Origin of the sequence: Mesopusillimonas faecipullorum, assembly GCF_020539505.1 — a bacterium.
In the GTDB taxonomy this organism is placed as follows: domain Bacteria; phylum Pseudomonadota; class Gammaproteobacteria; order Burkholderiales; family Burkholderiaceae_B; genus Mesopusillimonas; species Mesopusillimonas faecipullorum.
The window spans coordinates 143,215-158,864 of sequence record NZ_JACDXW010000006.1 but is presented as its reverse complement, the minus strand read 5'-3'; the positions used below and the strand labels follow the sequence as shown (position 1 = coordinate 158,864).

Genomic DNA, 15,650 nt, shown 5'->3' with positions numbered 1-15,650 from the left:
ACCGTACTGGCTAGTTTCCGTAAGGGCCACGATAAGGGGTCACAGGCAAAGCCATCAGGCCTGAGCTTGGGTACAAGGTGTAGCGTAAGTACAGCCCACCCGCCCACTGCCGGTAATCCTTGGCGTTGTTGAATGCAAGCGCGCTGCCCAGCACTAAGTGGTCGGTCAAGCGGTACTCTGCCGCTGCTTGCAAGCTGTACCCGACACCCGTCTTGGACTGGCCCGCGTAAGTGGCGGTGGCTCCTCCAAATCCCATCGCGCTGGCGTACTGAGCCGCAGTGATGGCGCGGGCTTGCATGCCGGCGTCGGTGGGGAAGTAGTCGGCCTCGTCTTCCTTGAAATACTGTAGGCCGATGGCGCCTTGCAGTTTGTAGGTAAAGCGCCCGCTACGCTGCGCCCAGGTAAAGGGCACACTGAACGAATACATGGATTGAGGGCTGAAATAGCCGCCGTGGCCGTAGGTGAAGAAGCGCTGGTTCTTGCCGTAGAAAGTGCCACCCAGATTCAGCCCTGCAGTGAAAATGCGGTCTTCCTCGCGCAACAGATGCCAGTAAACGCCGCCGCCGACATTCGCACGCCAGTTCGAAGCGACGTTGTAGCCGCGCAGGGCATGTGCGCCACCGTAGCCATAGAATCCGAAGCGGTCGCCGTCTTGCCCAGCTTGGAACTGCAGGCCGGTGCTGGTGACGCCGCCCCAGGTCTGGCCGCTGCGACTATCGTAGGCACCGGCGAAGGAGGTCAGGCTGTCTGTCACGGCACGACGTGATAGTTCCACGCTGTACCAGCTACGGGTGCGCTCATCAAACATGCCGTCGTACTTCAGCCCGCCGACGACGTTCACGCGGCGAAAGCCAAGAGGGGTAGAACCGATGTCCATACGAAGGCGCTGCATTTCATAGGCGATGGATAATCCGACGCCACTGTCGCGCTGCTTGCCTGTGGGCGCAATCGTGTTAAGTGCTTGCGGATTGCCCCATTGGCCGGTCTGGGCAATCGTGTCGTAAATAGCGACTGATCCGCCACCAAATCGGCTATGGCTGTAAAAATCCTCACCTATGGAGCCTGCGTTCAGCTGTACCGCTGTGGCCTGCAAAGCCAACATGCCGTCCCCGACGGGCATGCGCACCTCAAGCGGTGTCTGAACTTCGGTCAGCTTGCCGAGGCCTTCTTCGCCGTTGTTGCCACGAGCGAAAGTGCCCAACTTGACCTCGGGGTTACGGGTTTCAAGCAAGGAGGCCAACTCTTCGCGCAAGCGACTTGCTTTGTCAGTCCTTAGGCCCAGCATGGTGCCGCTGTCCGCAGGCGCCGCCAGTGGGGTTGGGTCTGCTTGTCTGGCTACAGGAGGCTGAGAAAACCGTTCGGACTGAGGCAGTACTTCAGCTGCGCGATAGGGGGCTGCGCTGGAAGGTGGTAAATCTTGTGGCAGAGGCTCAGGTGTTAGCGCCTGAGGACTAGCTGGTACTGTGTTTACTACTGCAGATGTCACTGTCCGCACAGATGGGCTCTCGTATGCCGGTGCTTGGGCTAGCGTGACAGGCGTCGGGATAGCGCGAGGCGCCTCTGCGACTAAGGGTGCTGCCGATTGCGGTGAGGACTCGCCGAGGGCGTCAGCCATGGCTTGGCGCGGAAGGGTGGAACGTCCCGCTTGCGCAGGTAGCGGGACGAAGGTGTTTTGATGATTAGCGCCGGTGTTGGACGCGACTGCGATCGCAGGCTGGGATACGCTAGCCAGTTGCTTGTCTTCTGCGGCGATAGCGGCGGTGAATAGCTCTATTGCCTTACCCGTTTTACCGCGAGCCCGATACAGACGAGCCGCATTCGCAAGAATGTCAGGGTTGTCGGGGGCAATGCTGACGGCATGATTGATGGCGCCTTCAGCGTAGCCGTACTCCCGTAGTTGCGTGGCAGCCATGGCCGCGCCCATCTGCAGATCGGCGTTATCAGGGTCGTTACGGATTAAGCGCTTGTACTGTTCAAGTGCTTTCTCGTCATCGCCATTGGCGGCATACAGACGCGCTTGAGCGCTTAGGGCGGCGGGGTCGTTGGGCCGTTGAGCCAACGCCGACGCAAGCACTTCTTGAGCTTTGGCGTAGTCACCGCGTTCTCGCAGCAGGTCGGCTTGTCTGACCGTATAGAGGTAGACAAGATTATCAAACGCCTGTCTTTGCGCCGTGTTTAAAGGACGCTCTTGCAGGGCGCGTAGGTTGCTGGCCGCCTCCACGTCTTGGCCCGTCTTGAGTAACAGGCCCGTGTATGGCAGCAGGACGTCTGCGTTGGGCTGAGCATTGCGCCCAAGCTGTTGGCGCATCAGACTTAAGCCGCGGTTGGCATCGCCTGCATCAACATAGGCGGAAGCCACTACGCCCAGCAGTGCGGGGTCGTCGCCTGCTGCTTGCTCCAAGCCGTACAAGATACGGCGTGCCTCGTCGGCGCGGCCTATCTTAGCCAATTTGGTCGCTTGCGAGGCCTGTGCATGTATCCATAGGCGCTGTTCCAGCGCAGCCATTTCCGGGCTGCGATTTGCCTCGGGGATGCGCAGCAAGGTGGCGTAGGCTTTGTCCCATTCGCCTAGTTCGGTAGACAGCAATGCGCTGGTGTAGATGGCGTCAGGGAGATTGGGGTCGGAAGCTAGCAAACCGTCAACCAAGCCTCGGGCTTCGGTGACCGCTCCTTGCTTAATGTACAAACGGGCCAACTCCAGACGTATCCATGGGTTGGTTGGGTCTGTGCGCATGGCGTCTTCCAGAGCTCGTTGCGCACCTGCCAGATCGCCGCGTTGCTGGGCGGCTTTGGCTTGGCCCGACGCAATAGCGGCGCGTAGGCGGCCCATATTGCCAATGCTGGCTTGCTGTTCGGGTGTTAGCTTCTCTATCAGTTGCGCTGCTTCTGTATGTCGACCGCTTTGGGCTAAGGCGCTGACCAGCCCACTCAAGGCTTCCGTGTTTTGTCTGTCGCGCTTGAGAACCTGCGCAAAGGTTTGTACCGCTTGTTCCAGCCGGCCTTGATCGGCCTGTATGTGGCCTAAAACATTGTGGGCGGCAGGGGTACGGCTATCCAAGCGAATGGCCTGCTCGGCAAGCTGTTGGGCTCGAACCCAATCACCACTGGCCCTAGCGTTGCTCGCTTGATTAACCAATTTCCAGTAACGAGTCGAGGTGAGCGTTTTGTTCCAGCTTGCTTTGCCGCGTGCTGCGCGCTGTAGCAGTTGCTCGGCTTGAGCATGGTCGTTTTGCTGCATACGGACCAGACCTAAACCTCCCAATGCGTCGGCGTCGTTGGGGCTGCGTTGCAAGCGGGCACTGAAAGCCTGTTCGGCGGTCGCGAGGTCTCCGCCATCCAGAGCTTTGAAGCCGCGCGCAAGATCAGGGTCTTGGCGCCAAGGACGCGCGCTAGGTTCGGCATTGCCACCGGCGGTTCGTACGCCGGTCTTGCCTTGGGCAAGCAATTGGCGAATTTCGTCGTCGTTGGGGTTGGCTTTCAGGTAGGCCTCAAAGGAGGGCCTGTAGTCTGGGGCCGGCGGACCTATCCAAAGTAAAGCCGAGCGCCAAGCCTCAGTGGCTTCGCTGGCGACCTCTGGTTTGCTGGAAAGTCGTTGTAGCAGAGCCATGCCTTCGGCGCGTCGTGTCGTGCTTCGTATCAGCTGTTTGCCCAGCGCCAATTGGGCTAGCAAGTTACTGGGCGAGGTGCGGACTATCCCCTCCAGACCGTCTATCGAACGATCCAGGCCATGAGTGCTATAGCCTAGGTAGTTGTAATACTCCTGTGCTAGCGGACCTTGCGGCGTACGGCCTTGTAGAACCTTGTCGTACTGAGCAATGGCTTCGTCCATCTGGCGCGAGGCAGCCAAAGATCTCGCTTTGTCCAACTCGGCGGCGGGTCCGGGCTGACTCAGGTAAAGATTCTGCTCGAGCAAAGAAACCAACGGGCTACGGGGGGCAGCTTGGCGCAGTTTGTCCAGATAGCTTCTTGCTGTGGCTGTATCTTTGGCGTCCAAGGCAACGGCGGCCATGCCATAGAGCGCATCCGGGTTGCTCGGTGATGCCAGCAACAGCTTCTCCCAGATCTCAGCCGCACGCTTGTAGTCCCCTCGGCTTTGCCAATATTGGCCTTGCTCGACCAGCTTGTCGAGGGAGGAGGGCTGGGCCTGTAGTTCGGCGTGCGCAAGAGCGGCCAGCAGACTGAGCGCTATCGTGTAGTGGCGTGCGGACATGATTCATCCCAACTAAGTTGTAGGCTTCCTGAAGCCTGGAACTGGTAATGGCCTTGCTGCCAGCCCGTGCAAAAAAGGCTGAGCACATGGTCGTAATAAGCGGGTTGTTGCGAGTTTTCCTGCGATAAGCGCAGGCCGGACTGCCACAAGGCGGTGGCACGTTGGTACTGCGCTTGCATAAGCGAAGGTTCGCTGCGTGCGTGCAGATAAGGCACTAACGCTGCGGAAAACCCGGCGGGGCCTGTATTCACGGTCTGCCCGGTAAGCGTATGAACGATTTCGGGAGGGGCGCCTGTTGTGGCCACGGCGGTGGACATGCCGTACATGACTTGTAAAAGGGTGCGCGCGTAGGGGTCGGCTGCCGACGTAAGACCCGCCCATAAATACACACGGATAGCGTCGTAGCTGCCGATATCCCCCTTCTCGGGGTCAACGATGAAACGTCCCGTATTTTCAACCTCGCCGGCTTGATAGCAAACCCAATCGGCTGCGTATCCGAACGGGCTGATCGCCTTCAGCATGGTGACGGTGTTGCCGGCGATCTCACGCCAAGGGCCTTGCGGAGACTCTTCGGCCAGTCTGCGCAGCACCGGCATGGGCAGGTAGCTGGGGTTCAGGCGCCAAATGTTGTCGGGTAGAGCGAAATGTTTGGGGCCGGGCAGCAGCATTTTTCCCAAGCCGGGCAGCTCGGTGACTTCTTCTGCCTCGACTTTAGCAAGTAAGGCACGAGCGTCGCGCAGATAGTCGTCGCGACGCCAGCGGCGGCCCGCTTCGAGCAGGGCATAGATGAACCACAGCTCAGCATCGGAAGCCGAGTTGTCATCCATAACCCCCCAGTTCCCCTGTTCGTCGCGTCCCCAGATCCAAGCCGGTAGGTGCTTGCCAATATCGCCCTGAGCAAGGTTATCCACCGTCCAGCGCCACATGCGTTCAAAGGTCTGGCGGTCATTCGCCACCAGTGCGAAGAACATGCCATAAGATTGGCCCTCAGACGAACTGTGTTGCTTGGAGGTGCTCGCGTCCAGTACTCGACCATCGGCTTGCAGGAAATGATCGACGAAGACCTGCCACTGCGGCCACTTGACGGCTACCTGGCAGGCTTTGTCCACCGTATTTGCAGTGGCCCACGATTGGCCGCTCAAAGGCAGAGCACAGAGTGCGGCTGTCATCAAGCGGCGGCGGCCTGGCTGCGAGCAGCCGGGCCTATAAGCGTAAGAGTGGGTGCGGCGCCCGAACATTAGCTGTCGGAACGAGTCGCGCGTCTCCCGCGCAACAGGCGGCGAATAAGCGCTGCCACCAGCCACACTAGCAACAGCAGTACCAGAACCCCTATCAAGATTGCCACCCAAGGCTTATGAGGGAGGTACGGGTCGAGCATCCACTGTATGCGTTTGAAAAAGCCTAGTTGCCCCATGTAATAGGTTTGGTCTGCGATCAGCGGGTCTACTCGTTTGTCGCGAATGATAGAAAGACTGCCTGCAATGCCTGTCTCGAAACCCGGTTCGGCACGTATGGCGGCAGAGGCGCTATCCAGGCCTTCCGGTTTATTGCTGGCGACCAACACCACGCTTCTGCCGGTGCTAATGGGCGACTCGAAGCCCGCAACAATGGCGTTAACGCCGTCGCTGTCGTAGGCCAGCAGCGCACGTTGGGCTTCCTCGTTGTAACGAGGGTTGGGATTCTGCCAATTCAAGGTTTTGTAGATCAGGTCAGAGGTGCCGAAGCGCTTGCCATCCTGGCTGGTGTAATTGCCGGTCAGCGTATCGGCCCATTGCTTGAGCAGGGGTTGATCGGTGCCACCGGTGATGACCAGAATGTCCTTGTCGGAGACGTTATCGATCTGTTGTGGCTGGGTGATAGTCACAGCCAGCGCGGGATAGCCCGTCGACTCGCCCATCATGCCCATCAGGTCCAGATAGGTGGTGAGCTCAGGCGTGCTCGCATTGGCGTCCAAGACGACCGCAGTTTCGGAAAGATCAGCTAAACGCGTGAACGGCCAGCCGCTTTCGGCGAACGAGGCCAGATCAGGCATGGCTTTGTAATGGGGGTAGGCCGTGAGGTCTATGGTGGATTCCGGATCTATATAGCCACGTACGTTATCAATGATGATGTCGCGGCACTCGCCCTGCTTGATGTAGTCGTACATATAGCGAAACTGCAGCTGGGCGCGAGACAGCAGTGTCTCCAGAGGCACCCTGATCATGGTTTCGCTAGGCAGGCTTTCATCAGGCAAAACCTGGGCACGGACGCTTTCGCCGTGATAGAGATTGTCCAAAGAAAAAAGCGGCATGGACTTGACGAACAGGTCGTCGACGCTGAATAGCAGGGACGAGTTCACCGAAGTCGGCTGTGGCGTATAGCGATACTTCAGATGAATAGGTACCCGGTCTTCGCGCCAGCCAAACAGGTCGGGCGGAACGCGTACATTCAAGCGTATGAGGTCAGGGCTGTAGCCGGTGACGTTCATTTTCTTTTCGTCGGTGATTTCACCGAAGCTGACGGGGCGATCCGTGCGCAACCAGTTGGGGGCGTCGTAAGGCACTCTGGGCTTTAGCGCCGCGAGCTGAGTGATAACGGCGGCCTGACCGCTGAAGGTCTGATTTCCACCCGCCAAGGCAAGAGCGGCTTGTTTAAGCTCATTGCCGTCGCGCCCCATGACCAGCAGCAACTTGCCGCTAGGGTCTTGAGGGTTGGCGACTACCGCCAGGGTGGGCCCGGTTAACGCGACATCGTAGAAATGGCGAGCCTGAGCGGCGCCATTGACCAACACGATGGCATTCCCGCTTGCGGGGGCCATGTCTTTTGCCGCAGGGAAGCTGGCGCCGCGGCTACCGGCTAGTGCGCCAAACCAGGAAGCCAAGGCGCCGGCCCCTTCCAGTACCTGATTGTCTGCCACACCGCTGAAAACGAAGGGCAACGTAAGGCGGCGCTCGTCGCGAGGGTCAAAAAAAGGCACTGGCAAGAGCGCCAAATCGTTAGGCAGGAGTAGAGGGTCGACGGCTAGATCCAGCGTGCTGTGATTACTGATGTTGGCCCAAAGACTGGAGTGCAGGGGATCTTCGCACTCCAGGGTGTAATGGCCAATCAACTGCAGGCGCAGTTGGTTGTTAGCGGTAATGAGATGGGAGGGGAGCTCGACCATTCTCTGCAAGTTGACACCCGCCGTGTCGCGCGGAACCGGTATGGTAGCGGCGACTTCGTCGTTTATCAGGACATTGATGTGGGACAAGTCGCTCAGCAAGGCGGGGGAATAAGCATAATTGAGGCTGACCCTGGCACCCTTGACGATTTCGTCGCTGCGGATATTGAAAGGCAAACTATTACTGGCATCAACCCCTCGCAGATTCAAAGGGTAGCGGGCACCGAGTTCCTTGAAACTAAGTGTGCGGTTGGGCACGAAAGCGGGGACGATCTCTAGTTCCTCAACGGCTTGCACTTGCTCAAGAGCCTCGGCAGATTGAGACGGCTCTGCCGAGGCTGGCGACGATAGCGCCATGGCCAGCATGCACCAACCGGCTAGCAATGCGGACAAAGACTTGCGCTCCAGCCGAGAGTGGGGGACTAAGTGCCTATGAGTCATGGAGGCCTCTGCTCTTGGGGTTTTTATGAAATCGGTGATCATTGTTTTGATGTTCCAGTCGGATTCGACACGCCGGAGTGCCGGTCGGTGGAGTGTCGTGTGATCCAGCCTACCCAGGTCAGTATGTCCTGATAGGCGCGGCTGGTTTTGTCATAGTCAACAATGCTTAAGCCGTGAGCGAGGGCCTCGCTGACGGCCTGATCCAGACGCACCACTCCCACCGTATGCTCCGGGCGGTCATCGCGCATGGTTTGTAGTACGTCCTTGGATAAAGCTTTGGTACCGTCGTATTGATTGATCAGAAACGCATAGCCTAAGAAGTCGGCACGAGTAGTGCAGTAGTGGCTGATCAACTTGTCCATCTGTGGCAGCGTTGCATACGAGGCTGCATCTGCCAGCGTGACGATAATCACGATGTCAGCAGCGCTTAAGGCTTGCTGTAAATAAACGGAAGGGCCGGGCGGGGTGTCGATGATGACGGTGGTTTCGCTGACCAAGGGCAGCTTTTCCAAATTGCGGCTTAGCCACGCCGGATCTGTGGCAAGCAGGGTTTCGAATTTACGCCTATCCGTCTCATTGACGTGCCCGTATGGCAATACGGTGAAGCCAGGGTCCAGCTGATGGCCGACCTGACGCCAGTCACGTCCTTCCAAGGTAGCGCGCGACAGCCCATCCAGCTTGTAGTCATGCTCACCCAAATGTAGGCGCAAAGAATTTTGTGGGTCTAGGTCTATACCCAGAACAGGATGGCCGGTGCGTAACAGTGCCATCCCGAGGCTGGCGCTGATGGTGCTTTTTCCTACCCCGCCTTTGGCAGAAACAATTGCGACTTTCTTCACTGTACCGTTAGTTCCGCGATTGGAAAGGATGGGAGGATGACGTTTCACCTTCGGAACCTGCTGCGAGACGACCGAACAGACGCTTCAACGGCGAGGCAGGTGGGTGCGAAGGGGGGCGGATATCCGGTATCGTGGTTTGATGATCAGGAGCAGGCGGGGCGACTGGCTGCGGAAGCGGAGCGGCATCGAGCGGTGCCGTCGTTGGAGGCGCGGCGACTACGGCCTCAACAGCAGGTTCAGCGATCGGCGTAACAGTAGGTGCAACAGTGGCTTCAACAACAGCGGGGCTCTCGGAGACAGCTGCGATCAGCTTATGAGGGGCGGGCGTAATGAAAACCGCTTCGCCGTGATCATGAACCTCGGGCAAAGGGGGCAGGCTGGCCGGCGTATCTTGAACCGCATATTCAATGGCGGGCTCAGCGACCGCAGAGGGTGGGATAGGCTCGCGACGCGTGCGTATGGCATTGAGCAGCGGCCAGCGGCTCTGGGCGGAATGCGACTGCTCGGTTCTGGATATCTCTTTGTACTGTTCGGCGTGGCCGCCAAACTGTTGAAAGAGATTGCGAATATCGTCGTCCTGATTCATGAGTCATCTCCTGCCCGGTACCGCTTGGGGGGGCTAAGTAAATGGTGAGTGCGGCGTCAAAACAGGGGGGTTACTTGCCAAAGCTGTATTCGACGGTACCCAAATCGTCCGCCAATCGGGATTGCGTAACGTGCAGCGATAGGTCGGCGCCCGACTGATGCATCCACTGCTCATAGACGCCTTCAAGAAAGCCGCTTGCCCATGTGGCGCCTTCGGGCATGCCGGATTGCAAAGGGGAGAGGTAGTGTTTGATGATCAGCCGTGTGCCATCTTCAACGATAGATGCGCCTCCCCAGTTTTGAGACCGCCACACGACATTAATGGCCTCTTGCAAGGCAGCAATGGTTTCGGTGGCAGGTAGTGGGTGCTGATTGGCGAATCTTTCGCCACTACGACGCATCAGGCCACGCAGGTTGGTGACAGTCAGTTGCTGAGTCAGTTCTTGCGAAAAGACTTCCAGGAAGGCGCGCCACTGCACGGAACATTGCTGCGCGCTTAAATACTTGATGATCTCTTTTTCCATGTGAACCTCTGGTGTCGTCATGAGCGGATAACCGAGCGCGCACGAGCGCACACCGGCACGCTGCGGGATGCAGTTTGCGAAAAATTTGGCAGGGGGAAAGAACGCAACAGCAGCTGACCAAGGGAGGCGCCGGCTGAATATACCGATGGACCTGGGGTGGTCGAGACCGGTTGAATAAGGGAGCTGACGTGCATGACAACATGCCCGTTGGCAAGGCGGAGCTGCGGGTTTCCGGCCCACATTCTTGACGCATAACCTTGCTTCTTATGTGTGCAAACTAACGACGAATATCGAAGTATTTCGCAATTTTGGATATTCTAGTCTAAAACATGCGTTTTTTAAAAAGATTTAACATTATTTTATAAAGTACAACAATGATTTGGAGAAGGTCGGGCGGCTAAATGCAAATGCTTAGACGTCCAAGCGCATACGAGCCCGAGCTCGCAAAGTGAGATACAAGAGTAAACCCAGCACTGTTACTGTCAGGGCTGCCAGCAATATGAAGACGATGGGGTGTTGCTGGAAGAACCAAAGCGTGTGCCGTACCAGGCCCAAACTGCCGGCGTGATACCGTGTTCTGTCTTCCAGAACACGGACACTATCAGCATAGATACCTACGCTAGAACCATGCACTTGACGCAGGAGTTCTGGGTTGAGCAAAGCCGTGGTCGCAAGCTGCAGCTCGCCAGGCTGGGCGGAAGCAACGACAACAACACTGCGACCGCGAGACAGCGGTGATTCGAAACCCGATAGCAAGGCGGCTGGTCCGGTGCTTTTGGGGCCGTCCTGCGCGACAGCCTCGCCGAAGGTTTTATGCCACAGGCGTTCCCAAAGTGTTTCGGGTGTGGTGTTTTGAGTGGGTAGAGCGTCAGGTTGAATAGGCATATGTGAAGCCCAATCCCCCAGGGTCTGCCGGGCGTCCTGGCCCGAAATGACCAGTATGTCTTTGCCGTCCAGCGTGCCTAGCTGCTTGGTGGTGGCCACCTGTACACGTGTGGCGGGATAACCGGTAGAGGCGCCCATTACGCCTAGCAAATCCAAGTAAGCGGATTGCTCTTGAGAGCCTGATGTGTCGGGCAGGACGACGGCGGTTTCGGATAGATCGGCGAGCCGTGTGAATGGGAAGCCACCGTTGCCGAAGGCCGCCATGCTGGGCAGGGCAATAAACCGTGGTAGGCCGGAAATGTCCAGGGTGGACTGCGGATCAATACGGCCACGCACCGTATCCGTCAGAACATCCTTGCACTCCCCACGAGAGAGGTATTCATAGTTGAACAAAAACTCCAATTGTGACTCTGCCGCGAGGGTGCTCACCGGCAGCAATAGTCGTGCTTCGGCGGGAACGGTGTCGTCCCCACGGCCTAGCTGTGTAGACCACGGATAGTCGGTTTTACCGGGCACCGCCTTTGGGATAGGCAGATCAGCCAACTGCTGATGGTTCAAGCGTACTTGCAAGGTTGAACGCTCGGAGTTGGTGCGTGGCGTATAACGATAACGTAAGTTCAATGGCACTTCGGCATCGCGCCAAGCGTACAAATCGGGGGGAACGCGGAAGCCGACGGTGATAGCTCCTCCTGAAAACCCCCGTACTTCCATCGCTGCTTCGCGAGCCAGGCTTCCCAGCGGCACTGGCCGATCTCCGGGGAGCCATCGGGGAGCATCATAGGGTTTGCGAGGGGCGGGCAGCTCAAGCTGGGTCAGCCTGGCCGGATTGCCCGAAAACGTCTGCCCCCCGCCCACCGCGATGGCTAGCGCAGCTTGCTTTAGCTCCTGAGCCTGCCGACCCATGACGAGCAGCAGCTTGCCGCCTTGTCCGCTAGGGTGGTCCATCATTGAAACTGACGGGCCAGTAATGGGGGGAAGGGTCAGCCCAGTTATGCGTGTGTCCGAGGTGACCAGTACGACGGCATTACCTGATGCAGGCAGCTCTCCATGAGCTACGGGGAAACGAGCGCCGCGGTAATCCGCCAAAGCACCAAACCAAGAGGAAAGTACCCCAGCCGCTTCGAGTGTAGCGGTGTCGGGAGACTGGGCAAAAACGAACGGTAACTCTAATAAGGTAAGCGAGCGCGGATCGAAAAATGGGCGTGGTAAGCGGTTAAGATCATTGCTGCGGGGGCGCGGAAGGACTTCGAGCTCAAGCTCACTTTGATTATCAACGTCAGCCCACAGGCTAGGGTGGCGAGGATTTTCGCAACGCAGTGTGTAGTGACCAATCAGCTGTAGACCCAGCTCGGCATCCTCCTGCAAAGCGGTGGCCGGTAAGGGCACGATGTGCTCTCTAAAATCCTCTTCCTCGTCTGTGCTAAGCGGCACGCTGGCCACGTGTTTACCGTCCAACTGCACATTAAGGTGCGACAGCGTTTCCAGTAAATCGGGGGAGTGCTGATAGCGCAGCTTCAGATTAGCGGAAATGACCTGCAGATCATCGGGCAAATGCAGCGGTAGGCTCTGGAAGCCATCTACGCCACGCAAGGCGAAGGGGTAGCGGGCCCCCAGCTCTTGCAGCGTGAAGCGCAGTGTACGCGGTTGTGCCGCCTGCGCTTCGAGGGCGGAGATAGGCGCCGGGTAGGCTGTTGCTGCGGGGGGAACAGTGGCTGAGTCGCTCGCTACGTTTGCCAACGCACTGCATGCGTAAAACAGGCTAATTAAACCTATGCGTCTACGCAGCTTAAAGAGAGAGCGCATCATCGTTCAGCCTTCAGCTTGGTGGAAGACTTATCGCTGCCGCTCTGTGTGCGCGTCATCCAAGAACGAGCGTTCTGCACAACGACAGCCCCAAATAGCCCCAAGCCGCGCACGCCTATGCGTAGAACCTCATGCAGGGCTTTGAGTGGGGCGTCGGGCGTCTTGGTGTTCCAAGAGCTGGCCCAAAGGTCTGCACGGGCGAACGTCATCTGGGTGTAATGAAAGGTTTGTTCCGGCGTCAAATCATCCAGCTTGACGCCCATACGTCGACCTTGCCGCAGCACGACGTGAGTCGGGACCGAGGCTTCGTCGTCACCACGTCTTAGCGTAATCTCAACTTTTGTGCCCACCGGAATGTCTATGTCAGGCGGCAAGGTAATCCCCAGGCCTTGCTCAGAAAAGTCGTAGGTGCTGCAACGATAGGCCAGGCCTTCCGATGTGCGCACCATGGCAGGCAACTCGGCCTCTACTCGGGGTGAGTGCCGCACTTGCCGAGTCTCTAGCGAGACGGCTACGCATGCGCCAGTTAATACTACGTTGAACAGTGTCCACAGCAGGTTCATGAGGATGGTCATGACCTGATCAGGGTCGTCAAAATTGAAGGCCAGCATGACCAGCCCTATCGCCATGCCCAGCAAATTGAGCGAAAGCAGAAGGATGTATGGCCTGGCAATATTGGCATCGAAGAAAGATTTTTCTATGATGCCGCCCTTGGCGGTTACGTTGAAAGCGCCACGCCGTGGGTTGATGAAGGTGCTAAGCACTGGCCGCAGGATATACCAAGCCAACACCGACTCGTAAACTTCGTTCCAGAACGAATGCCTGAACCGGCCTTGTAAACGCGAGTTGGTCATATTGCTTTGGATGATGTGCGGCAAGGCGTAAGCCGCAATCATCAGTGCCGATGCCTGGAACACATGGGCACCAAAAAACAGGTAGGCCAAAGGGGCGGTCAAGAAGACCAGTCGAGGCAGGCCGAAGAAAAAATGCAGCATCGCATTCAGATAGCAAAGCCGTTGCCCCAGCTTTAGGCCTGGGCCCAACAGCGGGTTATCCAGCCTGGCAATCTGCGCCATCCCCCGAGCCCAGCGCATACGCTGCCCAACGTGTGCAGACAGGCTCTCGGTAGCCAGTCCTGCTGCTTGCGGGATACCGAGATAGGCAGTGTTGTAGCCTTTGCGATTCAGCTTGAGCGCGGTGTGGGCGTCTTCCGTCACTGTTTCTACGGCAACGCCGCCAATTTCTTCTAGCATGCTGCGCCGCATGATGGCGCACGACCCACAGAAGAACGAAGCATTCCAGAGGTCATTGCCTTCTTGGACAACGCCATAGAATAAATTGCCTTCATTCGGCACGCTTTGGAAGGTGTTTAGGTTGCGTTCGAAGGGGTCAGGCGAGAAGAAATGGTGGGGCGTCTGTAGCATAGCTAATTTGCTATCGCGCAAGAACCACCCCATGCTTAACTGCAGAAACGAACGGGTAGGAATGTGGTCGCAGTCGAAGATGGCAATGTATTCACCATCAGTTCGAGCCAAAGCGGCATTCAAGTTACCGGCTTTGGCGTGACGGTTGTCGTCGCGCGTCATATAGCCGCAGCCGATTTCCTCACAGAGCTCTCGAAACTCAGGGCGACGACCGTCGTCCAGCAGATAGACGCGTAACTTGTCTTGGGGCCAATCTAATGCCAACGCGCCGTATAGCGTTTGGCGCACTACACTCAGCGGTTCGTTGTAGGTCGGTACGTACACGTCCACGGTAGGCCAGACATCGACGTCTTCAGGCATGGGCACGGGCTTGCGGTGCAGTGGCCAAGCCGTCTGCATATAACCCAGCAGCAAAACAAGCAGAGCGTAGATTTCCGCCAGCAGCAGGCCATAACCGAAAAGCGCGTCTAACAAGGAGGTAAAGCCCAGGGTTTCGGTAATCCGCCAATACATGTAGCGCAGCGAGATGACGACCGAAAGCGCAATCAGAATCTGCGAAACGAGTCGGCCACCGGATGGCCGGAGAACCAGTGCCAAACCCAGCATGCATGCGGAAAATAGAACCTGAGGCCAGAAACCCAGAGGCACCATGATCAGCGTACCGAATGCGATGAGAGCCAGGATGAGCAGGACTATACGTACGAAACGATGACGCCACAGACTCAATCCTGCAGCTTTTTGTGCGGCGGCTTCAGCACGTTGGCGCCATGTTCTAGAAGTGGCTGAGTTCATGGAGATACCGTCCCTGTGCGCAGCTGCTGCGTGACGACGCGCGCGAAGTCACTGACGTCTTGCGCTGACTGTGAGTAAGGGGCAAAACGCAAGACATCTTGGCCATTGGCCAGGGCTTCGGGCATGAATTGATCTTTGTGTATGCGACCGATGATGTCAGCGCCGAGTTCAGTTTTGAGGAGTGCGGCCACGTCGCGCGATAGGGGCTGACTACTGTCTGCCTGGTTGATGACGTAGTGTGTGCCCAGAAAGCCCGGGCGTGGTCGGCTGTACTCATCAAGCAAGCCTTCCATAATGTGTAGCGTGGCGTAAGAAGCGGCATCCGGCAGGGTGACAACCACCGCCAGCTGAACCAGACACAGCGTTTTACGGGCGTAAGTGGAAGGGCCGGGTGGGGTATCGAAAATCACTAAGGTGCCTGGCGCAAGTTGCATGTCCTGCAAAGCGTTTAAAGGCCATCCTGTTTGTAGATCTATGGTGGTTTCGAAAGCGATGCGCTCTAGTTCGGAAGGTATGCCATATGGCAGTACCAATACGCCTGACTCAGTTTCTACTGCTGCTGTGCGCCAGTTTTGGCCGCGCAGAGTAGCGAGCGAGATCCCAGGACCGGCGTCTGGCGCAATGCCAAAGTGATGGCAGACGGCATTTTGGGGGTCGAGGTCGATGAGCAGGACAGGCTGCCCGGCTTGGGCCAGGGCGACTGCCAAATTACTTGCCACAGAGGTCTTGCCAACACCCCCTTTGGCCGAGAGAACAGCTAGCGTTTTCATGGGGATGTCTGAGGGGCGCAGCCGAGAGGAACAAACGGCGTGGATTGCTTCAGTACATGAGCAATCAAGGCGACCGAACTTGAGCAGAGGGGAATAAATACGTGCATGGGCGGCATGCTCGTTGGCAAGGCGGAGCTGTGGGCTTCTGGCCCACATTCTTGAGGCATGACCTTGCTTCTTATAATGTTCGCGATAGAACTCAACCAGGTTCAATACGCATGATCGTTGTGATTCTAGT

General features: G+C 57.6%; 9 protein-coding genes. All 9 read right to left on the bottom strand.

Features of this window, described 5'->3' with window-relative positions; all coding sequences use genetic code 11:
- Positions 1-10 precede the first annotated feature (10 nt).
- The 9 genes from H0484_RS12420 to bcsQ (H0484_RS12380) all read right to left on the bottom strand — a co-directional run bounded on the left by H0484_RS12420 (position 11) and on the right by bcsQ (H0484_RS12380) (position 15,412).
- The gene (locus tag H0484_RS12420; protein WP_226954955.1) at positions 11-4,210 is read right to left on the bottom strand and encodes a cellulose biosynthesis protein BcsC; all 4,200 of its coding nucleotides are present in this window, start codon (positions 4,208-4,210) and stop codon (positions 11-13) included.
- Positions 4,186-5,379, bottom strand: a complete 1,194-nt coding sequence (bcsZ, locus tag H0484_RS12415; RefSeq protein WP_226954954.1) for a cellulose synthase complex periplasmic endoglucanase BcsZ — start codon at positions 5,377-5,379, stop codon at positions 4,186-4,188. Before bcsZ ends, H0484_RS12420 begins: the two co-directional genes overlap by 25 nt.
- Before the next feature lie 68 nt (positions 5,380-5,447).
- Positions 5,448-7,790, bottom strand: a complete 2,343-nt coding sequence (gene bcsB, locus H0484_RS12410) for a cellulose biosynthesis cyclic di-GMP-binding regulatory protein BcsB (RefSeq protein ID WP_226954953.1) — start codon at positions 7,788-7,790, stop codon at positions 5,448-5,450.
- A gap of 38 nt (positions 7,791-7,828) precedes the next feature.
- A complete protein-coding gene (bcsQ, locus tag H0484_RS12405) occupies positions 7,829-8,629 on the bottom strand; it encodes a cellulose biosynthesis protein BcsQ (RefSeq protein WP_226954952.1) in 801 nt (266 codons plus the stop codon).
- A gap of 7 nt (positions 8,630-8,636) precedes the next feature.
- Positions 8,637-9,215 (bottom strand): cellulose biosynthesis protein BcsP, encoded by a 579-nt coding sequence (gene bcsP, locus H0484_RS12400; protein ID WP_226954951.1) that lies wholly within the window; start codon positions 9,213-9,215, stop codon positions 8,637-8,639.
- A 70-nt stretch (positions 9,216-9,285) separates the two neighbouring features.
- Positions 9,286-9,759 carry a cellulose biosynthesis protein BcsD gene (gene bcsD, locus H0484_RS12395; protein WP_226954950.1) on the bottom strand — a complete coding sequence of 158 codons (474 nt, stop codon included), beginning with the start codon at positions 9,757-9,759 and terminating at the stop codon, positions 9,286-9,288.
- 390 nt (positions 9,760-10,149) lie between these two features.
- Positions 10,150-12,429, bottom strand: coding sequence for a cellulose biosynthesis cyclic di-GMP-binding regulatory protein BcsB (bcsB, locus tag H0484_RS12390; RefSeq protein WP_226954949.1), 2,280 nt, complete (start codon positions 12,427-12,429; stop codon positions 10,150-10,152).
- Positions 12,426-14,642 carry a UDP-forming cellulose synthase catalytic subunit gene (gene bcsA, locus H0484_RS12385; RefSeq protein WP_226954948.1) on the bottom strand — a complete coding sequence of 739 codons (2,217 nt, stop codon included), beginning with the start codon at positions 14,640-14,642 and terminating at the stop codon, positions 12,426-12,428. Before bcsA ends, bcsB (H0484_RS12390) begins: the two co-directional genes overlap by 4 nt.
- Positions 14,639-15,412 carry a cellulose biosynthesis protein BcsQ gene (gene bcsQ / locus H0484_RS12380; protein ID WP_315859964.1) on the bottom strand — a complete coding sequence of 258 codons (774 nt, stop codon included), beginning with the start codon at positions 15,410-15,412 and terminating at the stop codon, positions 14,639-14,641. The genes bcsA and bcsQ (H0484_RS12380) overlap by 4 nt, the downstream gene beginning before the upstream one ends.
- Positions 15,413-15,650: the final 238 nt, after the last annotated feature.

What these genes read in the sequence shown, in the direction of transcription:
- H0484_RS12420 (WP_226954955.1), bottom strand. Translation starts at nt 4,210, where the DNA reads ATGTCCGCACGCCACTACACGATAGCGCTCAGTCTGCTGGCCGCTCTT.
- bcsZ (WP_226954954.1), bottom strand. Translation starts at nt 5,379, where the DNA reads ATGACAGCCGCACTCTGTGCTCTGCCTTTGAGCGGCCAATCGTGGGCC.
- bcsB (WP_226954953.1), bottom strand. Translation starts at nt 7,790, where the DNA reads ATGACTCATAGGCACTTAGTCCCCCACTCTCGGCTGGAGCGCAAGTCT.
- bcsP (WP_226954951.1), bottom strand. Translation starts at nt 9,215, where the DNA reads ATGAATCAGGACGACGATATTCGCAATCTCTTTCAACAGTTTGGCGGC.
- bcsD (WP_226954950.1), bottom strand. Translation starts at nt 9,759, where the DNA reads ATGACGACACCAGAGGTTCACATGGAAAAAGAGATCATCAAGTATTTA.
- bcsB (WP_226954949.1), bottom strand. Translation starts at nt 12,429, where the DNA reads ATGATGCGCTCTCTCTTTAAGCTGCGTAGACGCATAGGTTTAATTAGC.
- bcsA (WP_226954948.1), bottom strand. Translation starts at nt 14,642, where the DNA reads ATGAACTCAGCCACTTCTAGAACATGGCGCCAACGTGCTGAAGCCGCC.
- bcsQ (WP_315859964.1), bottom strand. Translation starts at nt 15,412, where the DNA reads ATGAAAACGCTAGCTGTTCTCTCGGCCAAAGGGGGTGTTGGCAAGACC.